This window comes from Halomonas sp. LES1, from assembly GCF_031846005.1.
GTDB lineage: Bacteria > Pseudomonadota > Gammaproteobacteria > Pseudomonadales > Halomonadaceae > Halomonas.
In genome coordinates this window covers 169,596-192,301 of the sequence record NZ_JAVRGC010000006.1, presented here as the reverse complement: position 1 = coordinate 192,301, position 22,706 = coordinate 169,596, and the positions used below count along the sequence as shown (strand labels likewise).

Genomic DNA, 22,706 nt, shown 5'->3' with positions numbered 1-22,706 from the left:
GTGCGGCCTGCGCTTGCAGCCCCTTGTCAATGTTCCTGGGGTCACACCGCAGAGCCCTTGGAGGGAAGAGTGATGAAACGTCGACGTGGAGAATATCAGTCGGCGCAGCCGATCCGGCATAAGGGTCGGTCGACTGCGCCACATTCAAGTATCAATCATCGTCGTCATCGACCTGATTGCCGATAACGCCGCCGACCACTGCACCGCCGACGGTACCAGTCGTGCTGCCACCCGTCAGGACCGAGCCGCCGACAGCACCGACACCCGCCCCCAGGGCAGTATTCCTGTCCTGTGTCGACATGCCAGAACACGCAGCCAAGCCAAGCATCAGAGATACGGCCGCTGCACCAAGCGACAATCTTTGCACCCTGTTCATGATCTACCTCCCTAGGTACCGCCGCGAGTCGCGACGTCGTGGCTGAAAGCCAAGTGATACAACGCCCTGTGCCCTACCGCCTGCTTCCTACCGACTTCGCCATATAGCTGAAGTTCCCGATTTTTAAATTATCACCCTAACAACCTCACTTGCCTGTCGCGCCATGCGACTGTCAGCGACTAGAGTGGAGCCGGTTCCAAGGCTTGAATAGAAGAGGAGAAAGCCACATGACCCACCGCATCGCAGTGATCCCCGGCGACGGCATCGGCAAGGAGGTGATGCCCGAGGGCGTGCGTGCCCTGCAGGCCGCCGCCGAGCGCTTCGGCATAGCGCTCGAGCTTGCGCCCTTCGATTTCGCCAGCTGCGACTACTACGCCGAACATGGCCAGATGCTGCCCGACGACTGGTTCGAGATTCTGAAGGAGTTCGACGCCATCTTCTATGGTGCCGTGGGCTGGCCGGAGACCGTGCCCGATCATGTCTCGCTGTGGGGGTCGCTGCTGCAGTTCCGACGCCGCTTCGACCAGTACATCAACCTGCGCCCCTGCCGCCTGCTGCCTGGCATCAAAAGCCCGCTCGCCAACCGCCAGCCGGGTGATATCGACTTCTACGTGGTGCGCGAGAACACCGAGGGGGAGTACTCCAGCGTCGGTGGCAGGATGTTCGAGGGCACCGAGCGCGAGGTGGTGATCCAGGAAACGGTGATGACCCGCCACGGTACCGACCGGGTGCTGAAGTTCGCCTATGAGCTGGCCGCCTCACGGCCACGCAGGAAGCTCACCTCGGCCACCAAGTCCAACGGCATCGCCATCACCATGCCGTGGTGGGATGAGCGGGTGGCCGAGATGGGCAGGCACTACCCCGAGGTCGCCGTGGACCAGTTCCATATCGACATCCTCACCGCCAACTTCGTGATGCACCCCGACTGGTTCGACGTGGTGGTGGCCAGCAACCTGTTCGGCGATATCCTCTCCGACCTGGGCCCGGCCTGTACCGGCACCATCGGCGTGGCCCCCTCGGCCAATATCAATCCCGAGGGCTCCTTCCCCAGCCTGTTCGAACCAGTCCACGGCAGCGCCCCGGACATCGCCGGACGCGGCATCGCCAACCCCATCGGCCAGATCTGGTCCGCGGCGATGATGCTCGAGCACCTCGGTCACCAGCAGGCCAGCGCGGCCATCGTCGCCGCCTTCGAGGCGGTGCTGGCCGAAGGCGACGAGGCGGTGCTGACCCCGGATATCGGCGGCCGGGGCACCACCGAAACCCTGGGGCGCGCCATCGCCGAGCGCGTCATCGGCCAAGTGGCCTGAACCGCTTGAGTGTCTCGAGCAGGGCGCTACCCGAGGAGCCACGCCCCCTCGAGGATACGCACCCTGCCCGCCGCCAGGTTGTCGCGCAGATTGCGCCCCATGGTCAGGAAGCGCTCGCCGAAGATCGCCACGGGCCCCGGCAGGGCCGGCCCGGCGGGCGGCTCGCCCGATTCCCGCCGGCTGTGCTTCTGCCGCCAGGCCAGGGCGGCCTCGGTGACATCCTCGAGCGCCTCGAGCCTGAATCCCGCCTCGGCCAGGCGAGCCTCCAGGGTATTGCGTGTCTGCAGATGACTCTCAGCCGGCATGCTGGCCCAGGGCACCGGCAGCGCCAGGGGCTCCGGATTGTCACCGGCCACCACCTCATGGAGCAGCACCCGCCCACCGGGGACCAGCAGGCGCCGCCACTCCGCCAGCACGCCCGCCACGTCGGGCATATTCATCAGCGCGTGTTGACACCACACCGTCTCGAAGGTCGCATCGGGCAGCGGCGTGCGGGCCGCATCCGCACACAGGAAGCGGGTCCTGTCGCCGTGTCCGGTTGCCGCGCTCAGCCAGCTGGCCACGTCGACAAAGGCCGCGGTGATGTCCACGCCGAGCACCTCGCAGCCGAACTCATCGGCCAGCAGACGACTGGCACCGCCGGTGCCACAGCCCACATCCAGCACCCGCCTCCCCGGCTGCCACTCGCCGAGGGCCGCCAGCGAGCGGCTGGCTCCGCGTCCGCCCAGATGCAGCTGGTCGATGCCGGCGATCTCGTCCAGGGTGAGCCGGTCCGGATCACGCCCGGTGGCTCGATAGGCCTCCCGCAGCCGGCATGTCAGGCTTCCCTCCCCTCGCTCGGCGAGGGCATCATAGTGGGCATTGAGACGACGGCTGTGTTCCTGCATGGCGCTTCTCCCGGGAATCGGTAGCCTGGCAATCGGCAGTCGTCCAGTCTAGATCGCCTCTCTGCTACCTCCCATGCGGCAAAGGTCACAGCCATCGCCAGACTCACTACAGGAGTTTCCATGCCACACTCTTCCCTGCTGCCCACCCTGGGCATCGCCCTGCTGCTGGCCGGCTGTACCGGCCTGCCCAAGGGCACCGAACCGGTCACCGACTTCGAGCTCGACCGCTACCTGGGCCAGTGGTACGAGATCGCTCGCCTCGACCACTCCTTCGAACGCGGCATGGAGTGCGTCACGGCGGACTATTCGCTGCGCGATGACGGCGGCGTGCGCGTGCTGAATCGAGGCGTCAGGCTCGATGATGGCGAGATCGAACTGGCCGAGGGGCGCGCCTACTTCATCGGTGACGAGGACGTGGGCCGGCTCAAGGTCAGCTTCTTCGGCCCCTTCTATGGCGGCTATAATGTGCTCGCCCTCGACGACGACTACCGCTGGTCGCTGGTTGCCGGTCCCGACCGGGACTACCTGTGGATACTGGCCCGCACCCCCAGTCTGGACGAGGCCACTCGTCAGGCGCTGGTGGCCGAGGCGAGGGGACTGGATTTTCCGGTGGAAGAGCTGATCTGGGTCGAACAGGGCCAGGTCTGCGATACCTGGCGCAAGGAGGCATAACACCATGCTCGAGACATGGCTCAAGCAGAGCATCGACGAGGCCGAATTCCCAACACACGGCGAGCTATGCGGTGGGCAGTTCCGCCGCCTCGGTCACGGGTTGCTGGAGCTGCTGCCCGACTCCCCCGCTCCCTCCGCTCATGCCTGTGTCATCTCGGCAGGGATTCATGGCAACGAGACGGCCCCCATGGAGCTGCTGGACGACCTGCTGATGCGCCTGGCGGCCGGCGAGCTCAGGCTCGGAGCGCCGCTGCTGGTGATCCTCGGCAGCCCGCCGGCGACCCGCGAGCAGACCCGCTACATCAACACCAACCTCAACCGGCTGTTTCGCCGCGACCTCGACGAGCAGGGCATGGAGCCGGAGCGTGCGCGCGAACTGATGGCGGCGGTCGATGCCTTCTACACCCGCCATGCGGACCGGCCGCGCCTGCACTACGACCTGCATACCGCCATCCGGGGAAGCCGCTACCCTCGCTTCGTGGTCAACCCCTGGAGCGAAACCACCGCCGTGGCGCCCGAGCAGTGGCGGTGGCTGGCCGGGGCGGACATCCAGGCGGTGCTTCACCAGCACTGCCACAGCTGGACCTTCTCCCACTACAGCAAGCATTACCACGATGCCCAGGCCTTTACCCTGGAACTTGGCCATGCCCTGCCCTTCGGCCACAATGACCTGACCCCGCTGGCGCCCATGGCACGCCTGCTGCAGGCCCTGCTGGAGGGTCACGAGCCGAGCGCGGCGCCGCCCGAGCGGATGGTGTTCTACCGGGTCGAGCAGGAGCTGATCCGCCATAGCGAAGCGTTCCGGCTGGCCTTTGCCGATGACACCCCGAACTTCACCGAGTTTGCCCCGGGCACCCTGCTCGCCGAGGATGCCAGCCAGGGCGAGACCCGCGTCGGCACGAGCCCGCTATCGGTCGTCTTCCCCAACGCCACGGTGGAAGTCGGCGCCCGTGCCGCCCTGCTGGCCACACCGACGCCCCCGCCCGAGTGATGCCTGGGCCCATGCCGGGCCACCGCTGACCGGAAAGTCTTATAACAACGATAAACAGAGGGTAGAATCTTGCCCCTTTGCCAACTCATCACCGCCCCGTGCCAAGGTCGGCAGAGTCCATCCTGCCGATACGCCGTGCGACACGCCTGAACGGAGCCCGACCCATGGCCGAAACCCCGATCCCGCTGGAAGTGCGCCATATCACCAAGCGCTTCGGCGATACCGACGTCCTCAAGGGCCTGTCGCTCGAGGCCCGCAAGGGCGATGTCATCACCCTGATCGGCGCCTCGGGCTCCGGCAAGAGCACCTTCCTGCGCTGCATGAACCTGCTCGAACAGCCCGACGAGGGCGAGCTGATCGTCCATGGCGAGGCGATCCGCTTCAAGGAGACGAAGCACGGCCGCGAGCCGGCCGACTGGCAGCAGGTGGTGAACATGCGCGCCAAGCTCTCCATGGTGTTCCAGAACTTCAACCTCTGGGCCCATATGACCCTGCTCGAGAACATTATCGAGGCCCCGGTGCAGGTGCTCGGCAAACCCAGGAAGGAGGCCATCGAGCAGGCCCACGCCCTGCTCGAGCGGGTGGGCCTGAGCGAGCGCGCCAACGCCTATCCGGCCCAGATGTCCGGTGGCCAGCAGCAGCGCGGCGCCATCGCCCGGGCCCTGGCCATGGACCCCGAGGTGATGCTGTTCGACGAGCCCACCTCGGCCCTGGACCCCGAACTGGTGGGGGATGTGCTCAAGGTCATGCGCGGCCTCGCCGACGAGGGGCGCACCATGATCCTGGTGACCCACGAGATGGCCTTCGCCCGGGACGTCTCCAGCGAGGTGATCTACCTGCATCAGGGGGTGATCGAGGAGTCCGGTCCGCCCGAGGCGGTATTCGGCAACCCCCGCTCGGAACGCCTGAAACAATTCCTGGCCCCCAAGCACTGAGCCGGCCCACGAGGTAAGCCCCATGATCAATCTTCACGGCTATGGCCCGCGACTGCTGGAGGGCGCGCTGATCACCGTCGAGCTGGCGGTGCTGTCGCTGCTCCTGGCCATCGTGCTGGGCCTGATCACCGCCAGCGCCAAGATGTCGCGCAGCCGGGCGGCCCACGCCATCGGCACCCTCTACACCACCATCATCCGCGGCGTGCCCGACCTGGTGCTGATGATGCTGCTGTTCTTCGGCGGCCAGATCGGCATCAACGCGATCACCGACCAGCTCTATGCGCACTTCGGCTGGGATATCTTCATCAACGTCAACGAGTTCGTGGCGGGGGTGATCACCATCGGTCTGATCTTCGGCGCCTACATGGGCGAAACCTTCCGTGGCGCCTTCCTGGCGGTGGAGAGCGGCCAGATCGAGGCCGGCCGCGCCTACGGCATGGGGCCCTGGCTGGTGTTCCGGCGCATCCGCTTCCCGCAGATGATGCGTCACGCCATTCCCGGGCTCTCCAACAACTGGATGGTGCTGCTCAAGACCACCGCCCTGGTCTCGGTGATCGGGCTCTCCGACATGGTGCGCGTGGCCGCCGAGGCCTCCAAGGCGACCCGCGAGCCCTTCACCTTCATGCTCATCGTGGGTGCCATCTACCTGTTGATCGCCAGCGTCTCCGAGTGGGGCTTCGCCCGCCTGCAGAAGCGCTATGATGTCGGCTTCGGGGAGGTCAAGTGATGGATGCCCTGATGAGTCGACTCGAGGCCCTGCTGGCCGACAACAGCATCTTCACCCTGCAGACCCTCGGCTACTACGGCGAAGGCCTGGTGACCACCGTGCAGCTGGTGTTCCTGTCGCTGGTGATCGGCCTGGTGCTGGCCGTTCCCCTGGCCATCGGCCGCGGTTCACGACAGCGCTGGATCAGCCTGCCGATCTTTCTCTACTGCTACGTGTTCCGCGGCACCCCCCTGCTGATACAGCTTTACCTGATCTACTACGGGGTGGTGTTCGTCGAGGGCATCCAGGATACCTGGCTCTGGGTGCTGCTCGAGAAGCCCTTCATGCCGGCGCTGGTCGCCTTCACCCTCAACACCGCGGCCTACACCACCGAGATCTTCCGTGGCGCCATCAAGGCCACCCCCCGCGGCGAGATCGAGGCGGCACGCGCCTATGGCATGACTCAGCGCCTCATGCTGCGCCGGATCGTGCTGCCCAGCGCCTTCCGCCGCGCGCTGCCCGCCTACGGCAACGAGGTGATCTTCATGCTCCACGCCAGCGCCATCGCCAGCGTGGTCACCCTCATGGATCTGACTGGGGCGGCGCGTTTCGTCTATGCACGCTTCTATGCCCCCTTCGACGCCTTCCTGTTCGTGGCGGCCATCTATCTGTGCCTGACCTTCGCCATCCTCTACTTCTTCCGCTACCTGGAGAAGCGTCTGCTGGCCCACCTCAAGCCCGCCGGCGGCTGAGGTTGCGTCAAACGATCGTTGGGAGCTGGCGTTTACCTCCACGCCGGCTCCCCTTTCGACCCCCTGGCGGATCCGCTAAGGTTGGCCTGTCATCACCCTCAAGGTGATTCCACCAACAATGACAGGACCAGCCCATGAAGCTACACAAGATTCTGAGCCTCGGCGCCTTCGGTGCCGCCCTGGTGGCCGGCTCCGCCAGCGCCGAGGTGCGTGACCTTCGCATCGCCGTCGACGTCCCCTACGAGCCCATGGAGTACCGTACCCCGGATGGCGAACTCACCGGCTTCGATATCGATCTGGGCAACGCCCTGTGTGCCGAGATCGGTATCGACTGCGAATGGGTCGTGCAGGGGTGGGACGGCATCATCCCCGGCCTGATGGCGCGCAAGTATGACGCCATCATGTCGTCGATGACCATCAATGAGCAGCGCCGCGAGCAGGTACTGTTCTCCGACCCCTACATCACCCCGCCCTCGGCCTGGTTCGCCCCTGGCGACATGCAGATCGGCACCCCCTCCAAGGAGACCCTCGAGGGTCTGACCATCGGCGTGCAGCGCGGCACCCTGCAGGACAACTACGCCACCGACATGTATGGCGACGTGGCCGACGTGAAACGCTACGCTACCGCCGATGACATGGTGCTGGACATGGACTCCGGCCGCCTCGACGCGGTCTTCCTCGACTTCCCGATCGGCAAGTCCACCCTGCTCGACAGCGACGCGGGCGACTACAAGGTGGTCGGCGAGATGATCACCGAGCCCAAGGAGTATTTCGGTGAAGGCTTCGGCATCGCCTTCCGCAAGCGTGACCAGGAGCTGGCCGAGACCTTCAACGAGGCACTGGCCGAACTGAAGGCGAATGGCACCTACGACGAGATCCACGCCGAGTACTTCGGCGAGTGATTTCCGGACTGCCCCGGCACTCCCGGGGCAGTCCACGCCCTCTCCCACGACCACGTTCCCTTCCTCTTTCGCCTCCCCCTTCTCTCGCCTGCGGTGTGGCCTGCCGGCATCGAGTCGACCCCGCGGCTCCTTCTGGCTGCCATTCGCTCTACCATGCTGCTTCGTATTGGCTGATTGCTCTGAAAATCTCGCTTCACCTCGATATAATTGAAGGGTCAAACCTCCGTTCTCGGAGATTGTTTCTGCCCGTCCTCTGTATCGCGAGACTTTCCATGTATCGACCGAAGCTACTGCTGGCCGCCGCCCTGTGCACCGGCCTGGCCACCTCATCCGTCCAGGCCGAGGCACCTCTGCGCCTGGCCACCGACGTGCCCTATCAACCCTTCGAGTACAGCCTGCCCGACGGCACCCTGGCCGGCTTCGACATCGAGCTGGGCAACGCCGTCTGTGCCTACCTTGAGCGGGAGTGCGAGTGGGTGGTGCAGAGCTGGGACGGGTTGATTCCGGGGCTCATGGCGCGCAAGTACGACGCCATCATGTCCGCCATGACCATCTCCGAGGTGCGTCGTCGCCAGGTACTGTTCTCCGACCCCTACTTCCGGATGCCCAGCGTCTGGGTCGCCCACCAGGATAGCGACATCGATATCACCGACCCCGCCAGCCTCGAGGGCAAGGTCGTCGGGGTGCAGACCGCCACTCTGCAGGACAACTACGTGACCGACCTCCATGGGGACACCGTCGAGGTGCGTCGCTACGCCAGCTGGGCCGATGTGGTCGCCGACATGCGCACCCAGCGCCTGGATCTGGCCTTCATGGAGTACCCCACCGCACAGTCCTTCGTGGATATTGATGAGCAGGAGAGCGACTTCCAGCGCCTCGGCGAACTGGTTCGCGAGCCGGCCCGCTACTTCGACCAGGGCGTGGGCGTCGCCTTCCGCAAGCGCGACCGCGAGCTGGCCAGGGACTTCAATGAGGCCTTCACCGCCCTGAAGGAAGATGGCACCTACGACGCCATCGCCCGGAAGTACTTCGATACGCCCGCACCGTGAGAGGCCTCCACACTACCGGTGAGCTGGCTGGTATCCTCCTCTACCCAGCTTATTGAGAAGCTGCTGTCTGTCGCCGAATCGCGACCCGGAACTCCCTCGCGCGCCTTGAGTCCATGCTGTTCAGTCTCATTCCGCGAGGTTCCGATGACCCTGCAGGTAACCCCTATCATCGATGCCAAAGGAGGCCTGGCTCGCCCCTCATCCACCTGGACCGGCTGGGGCCAGTGGCTGGCCCTGATCACCATGACGGTGGATCATCTGTCACGTTACGTGGTGCCGGACAGCTGGGGGCTGGGGTGGGCCGGCTCCTCCATCGGCCGTATCGCCTTTCCCCTGTTCGCGGCCATGGTGGCCTGGCACGGGCTCTTCAACACCCGCAATCCGCTGCGCTATGCCCGACGCATCCTGATGATCGGCCTGGTGGCTCAGCTGCCCTATATGCTGATGCCCCGAGCCGCGGATGGCCTGATCCTCAATATCTGCTTTACCCTCTCACTCGGCCTGACCGGCGGCGCCTGGCTGAAGGCCCTGAGGGAGCGCCTCGAGCGCGGTGCGCTCGGTCCCATGCAGCTGATCGCCGAGGTCGGCCTCGCCGTCGCCGCCTGGGCCACGGCCGGTTTCTGGGTCGAGTATAGCCACCTGGGCCTGCTGATGATCCCTCTCTACATGATCGCCATTCAGCCCCTACACGAGGGCGGCGTGGCTTTCGTCGAGCGCCTCATCGCCACTGCCATGGCCTTGCCACTGCTCACGGTGGCCGGCCTGATGAACAGCTCCGACATGGCCAAGTCCTTCACCGTCGCCACCTGCCTGGCGATCCTGCTGCTGGCCGCCGGCGCCCATCGCCTGATCCCGAGGGTGCCATTTGGCATGCCGCGACGACTGTGGCTCGGCTGGTATCCCGGACACTTCGCGGCCATCGCCCTGTGGCTAGGGATCGCCGGAGGACTGGGCTGAGTGGCGCACCTCGACCAGAAACACCTTGAACGCCTGCCACAGCGGGCTGCGATAACGCTCGGGGTGCCATACCAGGGAGAAGGTCCGACGCAGGTCCAGTTCGCTGTCCAGCGGGACGAGCTCGCCGCGGGCGAGCTCCCCGGCCACGCTCAGTCGTGACAGGCACCCCAGCCCCAGGCCGGCCAGCACCGCCTGCTTGATCGCCTCATGCTGCCCAAGCTCCATGCGTACCCGAGGCAACACCCCGCGATCGCGCATCGCCTGCTCGAAGACCTCTCGCGTCCCGGAGCCCGGTTCCCGCAGGATCCATGCCGCCTCGGCGAGGGCGGCATCATCCAGCCGCGCCTGCCCTGCCAGTCGGTGAGAGGGGGCACAGACCACCACCAGGCGGTCTTCACACCAGGACTCGCTCTCCAGCCTCGGCTCCCGGCACTCGCCCTCGATCAGGCCGAGATCCGCCTCCAGGCGCAATACATCGCTGATCACCTCGTGGGTATTGCGCAGTCGCAGGCGCAGGTCCGTCCCCGGGTGTGCCTCGCTGAAGCGCCCGACCAGCCCCGGCAGCAGGTAGGTGCCCACGGTGGCACTGGCCGCCACGTCGAGCACGCCATGCAGTTCTCCCTCGGGCTCGGTGGCCGCCGCCACGAAGGCCTCGACACCGTCGAGCAGCTGCTCGGCCCGGGGCAGCAGTTGGCGCCCCAGATCATTGAGCCGCAAGCGCCGGCCATGGCGTTCGAACAGCGCCACACCCAGCTGGCGCTCCAGCTCCGAGAGGGCCTGGCTGGTCGCCGACTGTGACAGGCACAGCTCTCGGGCGGCGGCGCTGACCGAGCCGAGACGCGCCACCGTGGCGAAGACCTGAAGCTGGCGAAAGCTCACCATGGATGTCATATCGGTTTTTCCGAAAAGCCAGTTCGTTATTAACTGATAACCTGATGTGTTATTAGGGCATAACATACGCCACATGGACAGCACACGAGAGAGTAATGACATGTGGCAAGGCTTGCTGGTCTGCACAACCCTGACGATAGCCGGCTTCGGCCTGACGCGGCTCCCTCCGCTGGCCGATGCCGGGATAAGCCCCCTGGTGGTGGCGCTGCTGCTGGGCATCGTGGCCGGTAACCTGCCCCTGGCCCGGCGCCTTACCGCCACCGGCCCGGGGTTGAAGTTCGCCACTCGCTGGCTGCTGCGCGGGGGCATCGTGCTGTTCGGTCTCTCCCTGACCCTGCAGCAGATCATGGCACTCGGCCCCAGGGTGCTGCTGCTCGACACTCTGGTGATCATCAGCGTGCTCATCGCGGGCTACCTGATCGGCACCCGGGTGCTCGGGATGGATCGCGAGACCACCCTGCTGACCAGTGCCGGGAGCGCCATCTGTGGCGCCGCAGCGGTACTCGCCACCGAATCGACCATTCGCTCGCGCCCCGCGGCCACCTCCATGGCCGTGGCCACGGTGGTGCTGTTCGGCTCCCTGGCGATGCTGGTCTACCCGCTGCTCTACCCGCTGCTGGGCATGGAGGAGGGGCTGTTCGGTGTCTATATCGGTGCCACCGTGCACGAGGTCGCCCAGGTGGTCGCCGCCGGCGAGGCAGTGGGCCCCGACGCCCTGGCCAATGCGGTGATCGTCAAGCTGGTACGGGTGATGCTGCTGGTGCCCTTCCTGCTGATCGTCGGACAGTGGTGGCTGCGCCACCAGCCCGCCGAGGCCGGCGCAGGGAGGGCCAGCCTGGTGATCCCCTGGTTCGCCTTCGGCTTCCTGGCCATGGTGGTGTTCAACAGCCTGGTCACCCTGCCCGCCCCGCTGCACCAGGGCCTGGTACTGGCCGGCCAGCTGGCGCTGACCATGGCCATGGCGGCACTCGGCTACGAGACCCGCATGGAAAAACTCAAGGCCCTGGGTATCAAGCCCTTTATCCTCGCCCTGACGCTGTTCGTGCTGCTGCTCGGCGGCGGTATGCTGGCCAGCACCCTGCTGATGGGCTGAGCCCCTCCTCCGCGACCAGCTACTACAGCGACCAGGCCATACAGCGCAGACAGGCCGCCTCGGTTGGGGCGGCCTGTCTGCGTACGGGCCGGACACGGCCTGGCCGGAGCCTGTATCTGGCCGGGACCTGCGGACCTACTCGAAGCTGAAGCTTGGCGCAGGCGCCTCGGGAAGCAGCGCGGCGCAGGCACGAACCCGCTCCAGCAGCGCCTCGTGGGTCGGCGCGAGCAGATTGACATGGGCCAGCTTGCGACCGGCCCGCTCGCTCTTGTCATAGCGATGCAGATGGGCATCCGGCAGCGCCAGGATGGCGGACGAGTCGCCCTCCTGGCCGATCACGTTGACCATGCAGGTGGGCATGCGCGCGGCGATATCGCCCAGCGGCAGCCCCTGAATGGCACGCAGATGGTTCTCGAACTGGCTGGTCACCGCACCATCCTGGGTCCAGTGACCGGAGTTGTGCACACGGGGCGCCATCTCGTTGGCCAGCAGGCTGCCGTCGGCACACTGGAACAGCTCCAGGGTCAGCACGCCCACATAGTCGAGCTCATCGAGCAGCGCCCGAATATAGCCATCGGCGGTCTGCTGCAGGCTGTCGGCCAGGTCCGGCAGCGGGGCGATGGAGTAGCGCAGGATGCCATCCACGTGCTGGTTCTCGGCCATGGGGTAGAAGACCACCTCACCGTCGCGACCACGCACCGCGATGATCGACACCTCACGCACGAAGTCGACGAAGGCCTCCACGATCAGCCGCGGATGGGCGATGGCACGCCATGCCTCGGCCGCCTCGGCGGGGTCACGCAGCACCGCCTGGCCCTTGCCGTCATAGCCCTCGGTGACCGACTTGGCCACCACCGGCGTTCCCAGTTCGCGGGCCGCCGCCTCCAGCTCGTCGGCACTCTCCACCAGGCGGTAGGCCGGGGTGGGAATGCTCAGGCGGTCGAACAGCGCCTTCTCCTCGGCGCGGTTCTGGCAGACGCGAATCGCTTCGCTGGATGGGTAGACCGGTTTCACCTCCTCGATCTCCTGTACCAGCGACACCGGCAGATGCTCGAACTCGTAGGTGACCAGATCCACCTTCTCGAGGAAGGCCGCCAGATGCCTGCGGTCGGTATCTACCATCACGTCGCCGATACCGGCACTGGGATGCCCGGTGGTATCGAGAAAGGTAAAACGGTTGGCCAGCGGGTAGCCGGCCAGGGCCAGCATGCGACCGAGCTGACCGGCACCCAGAACACCGATATTCATGATGATCTCCTCATTGTCTCTCTATCAGGGCTCGGTCCGTGAATCAGGCCGGGGGTCAGGATTGTCGAGTACCGTCTGCGTCTGCTCGGCGCGAAACGCCTCCACGGCGGCGCGCACCCTGTCATCCTGAAGGCCAACGATCTGCGCCGCCAGCAGCCCCGCATTGGTGGCACCCGCCTTGCCGATGGCCAGGGTACCCACGGCGATACCACCGGGCATCTGCACGATGGAAAGCAGTGAATCCAGCCCCTTGAGCGACTTGGACTCCACCGGCACCCCCAGCACGGGCAGCGCGGTCTGGGAGGCCACCATGCCCGGCAGATGAGCGGCGCCGCCGGCGCCGGCGACGATCACCTCGAGGCCGCGCTCGGCCGCCGACTTCGCGTAATCGAAGAGCAGGTCCGGGGTACGGTGGGCCGAGACGACTCGGGTCTCGTAGGCCACTCCCAGACGCTCGAGCATCTCGACGGCATGTTCCATTATCGGCCAGTCAGATTTCGACCCCATGATCACGCCGACCTTCGGCGTCTGTGTAGCGGACTGCATGGCCTGCTCCTCGGGACTTCCCCTACAGGAAAAGAGTGAATAAAAGGAAAGCCGATCATTTTAGCGGCGCAGGCCTTCCCAGTCATCTTGACCGAGCAGACAGCCAGGGCTACACCCCAGTTGTTGCCGAGAACAGACAGCAGCTTTCATGCTGTCTGCTTCATTGGCTGCTACAGTGGCTTCTGTGGGCAGATTGGACTAGCTCGCCTGAAACTCAAAGAAGGAGACTAACCATGAAGCGTTCCCTGATTTTTACCGCGGCATTCGCCGGCTCGCTGCTGCTGGTCGGTTGCGACTCCGATAACGACCAGGCGACCCAGCACGAGGAGGCCGCCAAGCAGGAGGCGCAACAGGCAGCCGAGTCCGCCGAACAGGCCGTCGAGGAGTCGGCCGACGCTACCGCCGAAGCCGCGGAGGCCACGGAAGCAGAGCTCGACGAGGCGACCGACGAGGCCGGTGAGGCCATGGACGAAGCCGCCGCCGAGACCGAGCAGGCGCTGGATGAAGCCGCTGCAGAATCCGAACAGGCCGCCGAGGAAGCGGGTCAGGCCATGGATGAAGCGGGTGAAGAGGCTGCCCAGGAGGCCGGTGAGGCCGCCGAAGCCACCGGCGAGAACCTGGAAGCCGCGGGTGACGAAGCCGCCGAGGAGGCCGGTGAGGCCGCCGCATCCGCCGAAGCTGCGGGTGACGAGGTCGCCGAGGAAACCGGTGAGGCCGCCGAAGCCGCCGGCGAGAACCTGGAGGCGGCGGGAGACGAGGCCGCTGAAGAAACCTCCAGCGCCCTGGATGCGGCGGGTGACGCCACCGCCAATGTTGTCGACTCGGCCAGGGAGATGACCGCCGACGCCGTGGAGGCCGCTCGCGAGAAGACCGGCGAACTGGTCGAAGAGGCCAAGGAAATGGCACTGGGTGCCACGGAGGAGACGGCCGAGGCCACAGAGGAAGCCGCGAATGCCACGGCGGACGCGGCGGCAGAAGCCGAGGCGGAGGCCGAAGCAGAAGCCGAAGCGGAAGCCTCGACCCAGTAACTCACGCGCCTTGCACCAAGCTTGCACCAGACAGAGGCCCGCCCGGGGAAACCGAGCGGGCCTCTTTCGTCATGCCACGCCTCATGCGGCGTATGTAGCGTCAGGCGGGGAGTGCGCTACGCCGGCTCGCCACCCAGTTGCCGGCGATCACGGCAAGCATCGTCGCGGCACCGGCGGCTTCCACCATCAGACTGGGATAGAACACCGCCACGATGGCCGGCAGCAGCAACGCGCGAATGGGCCACCCCATGCGGGTAAACAGATAGCCCTCCAGCGCCGCGGCGAAGGCGGCCAGGGCAAGGAAGCCCGTCAACCCGGTCCATATCAGCAGCGGCCAGGGTCCCCCCATGATGATCTCGGGGTTGTAGACCATGAACAGCGGGATCAGATAGAGCCCCTTGGCGAACTTCCAGGCCTGGAAGCCCGTCTCCATCGGCTTGGCCCCGGCGATCGCCGCCCCGGCGAAGCCGGCCAGGGCGATGGGCGGCGTGACGTTGGAGTCCTGGGAGTACCAGAACACCACCAGGTGGGCGATCAGCAGCGGAACGCCGAACTCGGCGGTCAGTGCCGGGCCGACCAGCACGATCAGCACGATATAGCTGGCGGTCACCGGCAGCCCCATGCCCAGCACCAGGCTGGCCAGCAGCACCATGATCAGGGCCAGCAGCAGGTTGCCACCCGAGAAGGCCAGCATCATGGAGGAGAACTTCAGACCCAGCCCGGTCAGCCCCACCACCCCGACGATGATGCCGGCCACCGCACAGGCCATTGAGACGGCGACCGCATTGCGAGCCCCCAGCTCGAGCCCCTCCATCAGCTTCAGCAGGCCATTGCGGGTGGCGGTGGCCAGGCGTTCGCCGGTCACCGGCTCCCCCTGCTGCGGGGCCACGAAGAGCATCCACACCAGAAAGCGCAGTACCGCCACGGCCAGCATGGTAAGGATGGCGTAGTAGCCAACCCGCATCGGCGACATGTTCATCACCAGCAGCCACACCAGCACCGCCAGCGGCAGCAGGAAGTGCCAGCCGGAAGACATCACGTCGCGCATCTGCGGCAGCTCGCTCCTGGCCATGCCCTGCATGCCCTGCTTCAGGGCGATGATGTGCACGAAGAGGTAGACCGTACCGAAGTACATGATCGCCGGCAGGATACTGACCTTGACCACATCGAGGTAGGGCATCCGGGTGTACTCGGCGATCAGGAAGGCGCCGGCGCCCATCAGCGGCGGCATGATCTGCCCACCGGTGGAGGCCGCCGCCTCGATGCCCCCGGCCTGATGGGGCTTGTAACCAAGGCGCTTCATCAGCGGGATGGTAAAGGCGCCGGTGGTCACCACGTTGGCGATCGCGCTGCCGGAGATCGATCCCATGCCGGCCGAGGCGATCACCGCCGCCTTGGCCGGTCCACCGCGCTGGCGGCCGGTGGCGGCGTAGGCCAGGTCGATAAAGAACTTGCCGGCGCCGGTGATCTCGAGAAAGGCGCCGAACAGCACGAAGATGAAGATATAGGTGGCCGCAACGCCCATGGGCAGGCCGAAGATGCCCTCCTGCCCCAGGTAGAGCTGGCCCACCAGGCGATCCAGGCTGTAGCCACGGTGCTCGAGGATGCCGGGCAGCCACTCCCCCAGCCAGGGAAGATCACCGCGTGGACCGGCGAAGGCATAGAGCAGGGCGATCACCCCGATCACCGTCATGCCCAGACCCACCGCACGGCGAGCCGCCTCCAGCACGGTCACGGTGGCGATGCAGCCGACCACGATATCGGTCTGACTCCAGAAGCCGGCACGATTGATGATCTCGTCGAGGTAGAGCACCAGGTAGCCGCCGGTGACCAGCGCCCCGGCGAAGAAGGTGGCATCGAGCAGCCAGCCGATGAGCCCGCGGGGTCGTCGCGGGCCGAATACCGGAAACATCAGGAAGGCCAGCATCATGATCAGCATCAGGTGGATGCTGCGCTGGTAGAAGAGCCCCAGCGGCTCGATGCCGGCGGAATAGAGCTGGAACAGTGACAGCCCTACCGCCACCAGCGTGATCAGCCACAGCACCGGCCGGGCGTGACTCGCCTGGCTGCCGGGCACGATAGGAGAGTTGTCCGAATCATTCATTGCGATTTTCTCAGGGTGTTGGATCGCCAGCGGGAGTGACCAGGCGCACGGTAACGCGGTGGTCGGCGGCCAGCTGGCTCAGACTGATGCGTTGCCCATCCACCACCAGACGGTGGTCGACGGCGAGACTCCCCACCCGCAGGCGGTAGGCATTGCCCGGCACCGGCTCGTCGAGATCCTCGATCCAGTACCCCCCTTCGCCGTCCGATACCTGGCGACCACGACCGGGGATATGATCGAGCCCGGCGGCAAAGTCCGGCAGGTGGCTACGCTCGAGCACCATGCGTCCATCGCGATGCCGATAGCAGTCGAGGACCGGAAACCCCTCTACCGAGTGGTTCCACTCCAGGCACCAGCCCTCGCCCTCGGGCATGGGCAGCGATACCAGGGTGCTCCCCTGCTCGCCGCTTACCTCCAGGCGGGCCGGCTCCTGACCCACCGCCGGGCTGGTCAGGAACAGGCCTGCACACAGCAGCAGGGCGGGCCTGGCGGCCCGCCCTGCTGTCAGATACCAGTCACGCACCGCCTCAGGGACGCTGGTGGTCGGCGATCTCGGCACCAACCTCCTCGTAGTAGCGCAGTGCGCCCGGATGGAAGGCGATGGGGGTGGAGTTGACGCTGAACTCCACGGTGGTGTCGTTGGCCGCCGGGTGGACCTCGATCAGCTCATCGGTACGCTCGAAGAGCATCCTGGTGATCTGGTAGGCGAGCTCCTCGTCCATCTCGCTGCTCACCGCCAGCACGTTGGGGATACCGATGGTCTGCACGCCCTCTTCCATGCCCTCATAGAGGCCGGCACGCAGCTCGTAGGAAGCGAAGACCGGCACACTCTCGCGCGCATTGGCCACCTCCTCGTCGGAGAGGCCGACCAGGCGGACATCCCGGGTGGTGGCCAGGTTCATGATCGAGCTGGTGGGCGGCCCCACGCTCCAGAAGCCGGCGGCGATATCACCGTCACGGATGGCATCGGCCGTCTCGTTGAAGTTGAGACGGCGCGGGTCGAAGTCATCGTAGCCGATGCCGTTGGCCTCGAGCAGCGCCCTGGCGTTGAGCTCGGTGCCACTGCCCGGCGCCCCTACCGAGACCGTCTTGCCCTTCAGGTCGGCAAGGCTCTCGACGCCGGAGTCGGCGAGGGTCACCAGCTGAACGGCGTTGGGGTAGACCGATGCCAACGCACGGATGTTCTCGAGCTGGCGGCCCTCGAAGTCGCCGGTGCCGCTGTAGGCCTGATGAACGGTATCGGCCAGGGCCAGGGCGAGATCGGAGTCTCCGCGCCACACCAGCCCCATGTTCTCCACCGAGGCGCCGGTCACTTCGGCGACGGCCTCGTAACCCTCGAGATGCTTGCCGATCATCTCGGCAAGGCCGCCACCCAGAGGGTAATAGGTGCCGCCGGTACCACCGGTGGCGATGGAGAGCTGCTGCTGGGCAGCCGCCAAGGGAGCCGTCGCGATCAGCGAGGCGACAGCGGCATACTTCAAGGCTTTCATGGCATTCCTCCGGTCCTGCAACCAGGTTGTCTTGTAGTCGTTTCCGACGCCTTAACAGCGTACGGCCCCCAAGCTAGCACGGACCCAGCGTGAGAACCTATCGGCGCAAATTCTACGTTTCAGAAGAATTTCGGCAATGCCACGATGGTCTGGGGCTCACCCCTCCACCATCGTCTTCACCTGGTCGACGATATGGCTGCCGATGGGGAGCGCCGAGGTGGCGGCCGGCGACGGTGCATTGCCCACATTGAGGGTGCGCCGGGTGTTCACGAACAGGAAGTCGTCGACCAGCTTGCCGTCCCGGGATACCGCCTGGGCGCGCACTCCCGCCGGATAGGGCTCGAGATCCTCGACCGTCAGCTCCGGACAGTACTTGCGCACCAGCTCGAGATAGCCGCGCTTGTGCAGGGAGTTCTTCATCTCGGCAAGGCCCGGGCGCAGGTTCTTGCCCAGCACCTTGAGAATCCCCGGATTGGTGAACATCTGTGCCAGGTCGCGAGGCGAGATATCACGACGGCGATACCCCTCGCGCTTGAACGCCAGCACCGCATTGGGGCCCACCGTCACGCTGCCGTCGATCATGCGGGTCAGGTGCACCCCGAGAAACGGCATGGAGGGGTCGGGGATCGGGTAGATCAGGTGATTGACGATGCGGTTGTGCTTCTCCGGCAGCCGATAGTATTCGCCGCGGAAGGGACAGATGGTGAAGCCCGGATCCTGGCCCAGCATGCGGACCACTCGATCGGCCATCAGCCCCGAGCAGGTGACGAGATAACTCCCGGTGAACTCGCCGGCCGAACTGGATACCACCACCTCCCGGGAGCGCTCCTCCAGGCCGGTGACCTCGGCGTTGTAGCGGATCTCGCCGCCCATCCGCTCGAACTCGGCGGCCATGGCACGCGTCACCTCGGCATAGTCGACGATGCCGCTGGAGGGCACGAAGATCCCGCCCAGCCCGGTGATATTGGGTTCACGCTCGGCCAGCGCCTCGGCGGAGAGCCACTCGCGCTCAAGGCCGTTGGCGGCGGTACGCTCCCATAGCGCCTCCATGCGCTGCATCTCGAGCCCGCTGGTCGCCACCAGCAGCTTCCCGCAGGTGTCGTAGGCGATGCCGTGCTCATCACAGAACGCCCGGGTGGCGCGATTGCCCTCGAGACAGAAGCGCGCCTTGAGGCTGCCCGGGGTGTAATAGACCCCGGCATGAATCACGCCGCTGTTATGGCCGGTCTGATGCCGTGCCGGTCCCGCCTCCTTCTCCAGCAGCAGCATCCTGCGGTCGGGATACGCCTGCTTGAGTTGCATGGCGGTGGACATGCCCAGGATGCCACCGCCGATGATGATAAAGTCGTGCATGCCGTTTTCGCTCCAGCAGTCAGTCTCGCTCCAGCAATAGAATAGCCACGCCGTTTACACGGCGTGGCTTCGTCAGGGTAACCCGTTGATCCTGGGCACGTCTTACACCTGGCGCGGATCGCGCAGGGTCTTGGCATGGGTGAAGTAACCGCGCTGGCGCATCAGCTCGCGACGCAGGTCCGGATGCGGCTTGAAGCGGTCGCGACCATGCAGCCAGAAGTGGTTGTTGATCAGCAGGAAGCTGCCCACCGGATTGGGCACCGAGAGAATGCCCGGGCTGCTCTCCAGGGAGTCGGAGAGGTCGGTCAGCCAGTTGCCCTCCTCGAAGTCCTTGGGCTGCACGAACTGGTCGATATAGGACATGACCGGGCGGCCTTCGCGGTCGACATCGAACACCGGGTGGAAGACATCACGGGCCACGTTCTTGCTGGGCGGTGCCGTCCAGCGCATGGGCCGATGGGCCAGCGGATGAGCAAAGAACCGCTCCAGGTCCCCCCAGTCATCCAGGTGCAGCAGCAGGGAGTTGCCGCCCTCCATGTTCTGCTCGTCGATCTTCATCATCAGCACGTAGTCGGTGTCCTGCTCGACGAAGGTGCCGTCATTGTGCAGCTCCATCACGCGATGCGGCTGACGCAGGTAGCTGTCGGAGTTGTCGACGTTCTTGACCACGAAGCGCGCATAGTACTGCCCGCTCATGGCATCGAAGTTGGAACGGCCCATCAGGTGAGCCACGGCGGTGGCCAGCTTGACCATGTCATCGGCCTGCTCGACATCATCCAGCCCTTCCGGCACCACCTGGAAGCCACCGGTGGCACGATCCACCAGGGTGTTGATCAGCACCGGCTGCAGGGTGTTGTCGCACAGGTCATCGAGAATCCTGGCGCCCCGAAACCGCAGCATCGACTTGTACTCCAGCGCCTGCACCGGCCACTCGCTGACCGCCGCGAGGAAGGCCTCGACCACCTCGCGGGAAATGGTCAGCTGCAGCAGGCGCGGAGACTGGGCAGACGGTGCCAGGGTAAAGCCGCGGATATCGGCGGGCAGAGGCATGGCGGTTTCGGGAAGCTGGCTCAGCACGGTCATGTCAGGGCTCCAGGGGATATTGGATGGTCCATACAAAATATCTACACTTTTCAATATCGTCAACCGTATTTGGTTTTATACTTTTTATTAAGCCGCTGCCGGTTCGGCCCCGCGCACTGGCTTTCCCTGCCGATATCCGCCCCATGACACGCAAGCTGGGCACACGGGCGGGGCACACAAGCAGGGCATGCATGGCATCGCCCCGGCACAGGGCCGGGGCGACAACAGGCTTCAAAGGCCTACTCGTGCAGGAGGGCGTCAAAGCCCCGGGTAGGGGTCACCGCCAGCCAGCTCACGCTGCATCATCCTGTCGCTGTAGGCGACACCGTAGCGGACACGGGACCAGGCATAGAGGGCCAGGCCAAGCAGCATCCAGCCGGCGAAGAGCATCCACTCGACGGCCGACAGTGCCGAGGGGCTGCCCGGCAGATACATGGCGGACAGCCCGAGGGAGAGCAGCACCGCCAGGGCACCGACCAGCTTGCCGTGGCGCACCTTGAAGGGGCGCTCCATGTCGGGTTCGCGACGGCGCAGCACGACGAAGGAGAGCGAGACGAACAGATAGGCAACCACGATCCCGAGGCCGCCGGCCACCACCAGCCATACCAGCGCCGGACGTCCCAGGAAGGGGGCGATCGCCGAGAGCACCCCCATCACCAGGATGGCGTTGGTGGGCGTGCGATAGTGCGGATGCAGCTTGCCCAGCCAGGCCGGCAGCATGCCGGAGTGCGCCAGGGCGTAGATGGCCCGCGAACCGCCGATATAGAAGGCATTCCAGCTGGTGATGATCCCCGCGATACCCGCCAGGATCATGAGATTGCCCGCCCAGGGCGCCTGAAAGACCGCCTGCATGGCATCCGGCACCGCCAGCGAGCTCGCGCCCAGCGCCTCGGGGTCGAGCATCAGGGAGGTGCCAAGAATGATGAAGGCATACCAGAACACCGCCAGGATCACCGAGATCATCAGCACCCGGCCGATCTCGCGAAACGGCAGGTTGATCTCCTCGGCGGCCTGGGGAATCACGTCGAAGCCGACGAACATGAACGGCACCATGATGATCACCGTCATTATGCCGCCCATCACGCCCTGCTCGACGCTGAACAGCGGCTGCATGGTATCGCTGCTGCCCTGGAACAGCGCCCCGGTAATGAACATCACGCCCACCGCCAGGATCAGCAGGGTGACCACCTTCTGGACCAGCGCCGCGGTACGCACGCCGACATAGTTGATCCACATCATCAGCAGCGAGCCGATGACGCCGACCGCCACCCAGGTGGCCTTCACCTCCCAGCCGGCGATGGTCCACAGGTGCCCCACCGCATAGTCGGGAAACAGGTGCTCCACCACCGTGGGCAGCGCCACGGCCTCGAAGGAGACCACGCTGACATAGCTCAGGGTGATCGCCCAGGTGCACAGGAAGGAGGCGAAGTGACCCAGGGCGCGGTAACTATAGACGTGCTCGCCGCCGACCTGAGGCATCGCCGAGGCGAGCTCGGCGTAGGTCAGGCCCACCAGCACGATGATCAGCCCGCCCAGCAGGAAGGCGGTAATCGCCCCCAGGCTACCGGCCGACTGGATCCAGCTGCCGGTCAGCACGATCCAGCCCCAGCCGATCATGGCCCCGAAGGCCAGGGCGAGAACGTCCTTGCGAGCCAGCACACGCGAGAGCTGGCCCTGAGAGGTCTCGACATCTTGAGTCATGGGATCCTCGAAAGTTATCGTTTTGGGGAAAAAATTCTGTTTTTAATTAACGTCGACAAAATAGAGAAACACACGACTCACAGCAATAGACGTGCCACATTCCCGGGGTAGACATTCGTCGACAACGCCCTCGTCACCTTCCACCAAAGCCGTAGGCAATCGACACTGGAAAAAACGGCGGCGAGTCGCCATAGTGTCACTGTCGCAACCGCCCAATGGAGCATCATGAGCACGGCACGACAGTCCCGATCCGCGGAACTCCTGGACCCTCCGCGAAGCAGCCCTGACCTCGATGTCAGGGACCTGGAACAACGTACACGCCTCATGCGCATCGTGACCCGGCTGATCGCCGTGTCCGACCTCGGCAGCCGCGAGATCGCTCGCCGCGCCGGGCTGCCGATGCAGAAGATCAGCGACCTCCTGGCGGGGAAGCTGGAGCACCTCTCGATCGATGAGCTACGCCTCGTCCACCGCACGGTGACGGAGCAGGGGGCTACCCACTGACGACGCGATCGATGACCCTCCCCCGAACAGCGAACGCCCTGCCCTGCGCAGGGCGTTTTTTATTGTCTCCCTCTGTCAGAATAAATCTTAGTCACATCAGCACCTTGCACGACCATTAAGCGAGCATT

General features: G+C 65.5%; 23 protein-coding genes. 12 read left to right on the top strand and 11 right to left on the bottom strand.

What is annotated here, in order from left to right:
- Positions 1–151 precede the first annotated feature (151 nt).
- Complete coding sequence (locus tag RM463_RS13725) at positions 152–301, bottom strand: glycine zipper 2TM domain-containing protein (RefSeq protein ID WP_311430298.1); 150 nt, start codon at positions 299–301, stop codon at positions 152–154.
- Positions 302–603: 302 nt separating this feature from the next.
- Between RM463_RS13725 and RM463_RS13720 the strand changes: the two genes are divergently transcribed.
- Positions 604–1,686 (top strand): tartrate dehydrogenase, encoded by a 1,083-nt coding sequence (locus tag RM463_RS13720; RefSeq protein ID WP_311430297.1) that lies wholly within the window; start codon positions 604–606, stop codon positions 1,684–1,686.
- A 26-nt stretch (positions 1,687–1,712) separates the two neighbouring features.
- Here RM463_RS13720 and RM463_RS13715 read toward each other — a convergent pair whose 3' ends face one another.
- The gene (locus RM463_RS13715; RefSeq protein WP_195689960.1) at positions 1,713–2,573 is read right to left on the bottom strand and encodes a class I SAM-dependent methyltransferase; all 861 of its coding nucleotides are present in this window, start codon (positions 2,571–2,573) and stop codon (positions 1,713–1,715) included.
- A gap of 120 nt (positions 2,574–2,693) precedes the next feature.
- Between RM463_RS13715 and RM463_RS13710 the strand changes: the two genes are divergently transcribed.
- The 8 genes from RM463_RS13710 to RM463_RS13675 all read left to right on the top strand — a co-directional run bounded on the left by RM463_RS13710 (position 2,694) and on the right by RM463_RS13675 (position 9,537).
- Positions 2,694–3,245, top strand: coding sequence for a lipocalin family protein (locus tag RM463_RS13710; protein ID WP_195689959.1), 552 nt, complete (start codon positions 2,694–2,696; stop codon positions 3,243–3,245).
- A 4-nt stretch (positions 3,246–3,249) separates the two neighbouring features.
- On the top strand, positions 3,250–4,236 hold the full coding sequence (locus RM463_RS13705; protein WP_195689958.1) for a succinylglutamate desuccinylase: 987 nt from the start codon (positions 3,250–3,252) through the stop codon (positions 4,234–4,236).
- A gap of 164 nt (positions 4,237–4,400) precedes the next feature.
- On the top strand, positions 4,401–5,171 hold the full coding sequence (locus RM463_RS13700) for an ATP-binding cassette domain-containing protein (protein ID WP_311430296.1): 771 nt from the start codon (positions 4,401–4,403) through the stop codon (positions 5,169–5,171).
- A 22-nt stretch (positions 5,172–5,193) separates the two neighbouring features.
- On the top strand, positions 5,194–5,898 hold the full coding sequence (locus RM463_RS13695) for an ABC transporter permease (RefSeq protein WP_311430295.1): 705 nt from the start codon (positions 5,194–5,196) through the stop codon (positions 5,896–5,898).
- Positions 5,898–6,629, top strand: coding sequence for an ABC transporter permease (locus RM463_RS13690; RefSeq protein ID WP_311430294.1), 732 nt, complete (start codon positions 5,898–5,900; stop codon positions 6,627–6,629). The genes RM463_RS13695 and RM463_RS13690 overlap by 1 nt, the downstream gene beginning before the upstream one ends.
- A 134-nt stretch (positions 6,630–6,763) precedes the next feature.
- Positions 6,764–7,531 carry an ABC transporter substrate-binding protein gene (locus RM463_RS13685; RefSeq protein WP_195689943.1) on the top strand — a complete coding sequence of 256 codons (768 nt, stop codon included), beginning with the start codon at positions 6,764–6,766 and terminating at the stop codon, positions 7,529–7,531.
- A gap of 272 nt (positions 7,532–7,803) precedes the next feature.
- Positions 7,804–8,580: a transporter substrate-binding domain-containing protein gene (locus RM463_RS13680; protein WP_195689942.1), complete on the top strand. Its 777-nt coding sequence runs from the start codon at positions 7,804–7,806 to the stop codon at positions 8,578–8,580.
- A gap of 144 nt (positions 8,581–8,724) precedes the next feature.
- On the top strand, positions 8,725–9,537 hold the full coding sequence (locus RM463_RS13675) for a TraX family protein (RefSeq protein WP_311430293.1): 813 nt from the start codon (positions 8,725–8,727) through the stop codon (positions 9,535–9,537).
- Here RM463_RS13675 and RM463_RS13670 read toward each other — a convergent pair.
- Positions 9,511–10,428 carry a LysR family transcriptional regulator gene (locus RM463_RS13670; protein WP_195689941.1) on the bottom strand — a complete coding sequence of 306 codons (918 nt, stop codon included), beginning with the start codon at positions 10,426–10,428 and terminating at the stop codon, positions 9,511–9,513. The two genes, RM463_RS13675 and RM463_RS13670, sit on opposite strands and share 27 nt — an antisense overlap.
- Before the next feature lie 100 nt (positions 10,429–10,528).
- Between RM463_RS13670 and RM463_RS13665 the strand changes: the two genes are divergently transcribed.
- Positions 10,529–11,521 (top strand): YeiH family protein, encoded by a 993-nt coding sequence (locus RM463_RS13665; RefSeq protein WP_195689940.1) that lies wholly within the window; start codon positions 10,529–10,531, stop codon positions 11,519–11,521.
- Between the two features lie 135 nt (positions 11,522–11,656).
- On the opposite strand, the gene RM463_RS13660 is transcribed toward RM463_RS13665, so the two are convergent.
- A complete protein-coding gene (locus tag RM463_RS13660) occupies positions 11,657–12,769 on the bottom strand; it encodes a 5-(carboxyamino)imidazole ribonucleotide synthase (RefSeq protein WP_311430292.1) in 1,113 nt (370 codons plus the stop codon).
- A gap of 24 nt (positions 12,770–12,793) precedes the next feature.
- Entirely contained in the window at positions 12,794–13,315 is a 522-nt protein-coding gene (gene purE, locus RM463_RS13655) for a 5-(carboxyamino)imidazole ribonucleotide mutase (RefSeq protein ID WP_132044481.1), read from the bottom strand.
- Positions 13,316–13,548: 233 nt separating this feature from the next.
- Between purE and RM463_RS13650 the strand changes: the two genes are divergently transcribed.
- Complete coding sequence (locus tag RM463_RS13650; RefSeq protein WP_195689938.1) at positions 13,549–14,343, top strand: hypothetical protein; 795 nt, start codon at positions 13,549–13,551, stop codon at positions 14,341–14,343.
- A 100-nt stretch (positions 14,344–14,443) separates the two neighbouring features.
- Here the strand turns inward: RM463_RS13650 and RM463_RS13645 are convergent, their stop codons facing one another.
- From RM463_RS13645 to RM463_RS13620, 6 genes are all read right to left on the bottom strand, one after another.
- Entirely contained in the window at positions 14,444–16,447 is a 2,004-nt protein-coding gene (locus tag RM463_RS13645; RefSeq protein ID WP_195689937.1) for a TRAP transporter permease, read from the bottom strand.
- Positions 16,448–16,457: 10 nt separating this feature from the next.
- Complete coding sequence (locus RM463_RS13640; protein WP_409228675.1) at positions 16,458–17,006, bottom strand: DUF1850 domain-containing protein; 549 nt, start codon at positions 17,004–17,006, stop codon at positions 16,458–16,460.
- Entirely contained in the window at positions 16,975–17,937 is a 963-nt protein-coding gene (locus tag RM463_RS13635) for a TAXI family TRAP transporter solute-binding subunit (protein ID WP_195689936.1), read from the bottom strand. The genes RM463_RS13640 and RM463_RS13635 overlap by 32 nt, the downstream gene beginning before the upstream one ends.
- A 156-nt stretch (positions 17,938–18,093) precedes the next feature.
- Positions 18,094–19,290 (bottom strand): L-2-hydroxyglutarate oxidase, encoded by a 1,197-nt coding sequence (gene lhgO, locus RM463_RS13630; protein WP_195689935.1) that lies wholly within the window; start codon positions 19,288–19,290, stop codon positions 18,094–18,096.
- A gap of 102 nt (positions 19,291–19,392) precedes the next feature.
- On the bottom strand, positions 19,393–20,373 hold the full coding sequence (glaH, locus tag RM463_RS13625; protein WP_311430291.1) for a glutarate dioxygenase GlaH: 981 nt from the start codon (positions 20,371–20,373) through the stop codon (positions 19,393–19,395).
- A gap of 258 nt (positions 20,374–20,631) precedes the next feature.
- The gene (locus RM463_RS13620; RefSeq protein WP_311430290.1) at positions 20,632–22,074 is read right to left on the bottom strand and encodes an APC family permease; all 1,443 of its coding nucleotides are present in this window, start codon (positions 22,072–22,074) and stop codon (positions 20,632–20,634) included.
- A gap of 225 nt (positions 22,075–22,299) precedes the next feature.
- Here RM463_RS13620 and RM463_RS13615 point away from each other — a divergent pair, with 225 nt between their 5' ends.
- A complete protein-coding gene (locus RM463_RS13615) occupies positions 22,300–22,578 on the top strand; it encodes an XRE family transcriptional regulator (RefSeq protein ID WP_195689932.1) in 279 nt (92 codons plus the stop codon).
- Positions 22,579–22,706 lie beyond the last annotated feature (128 nt).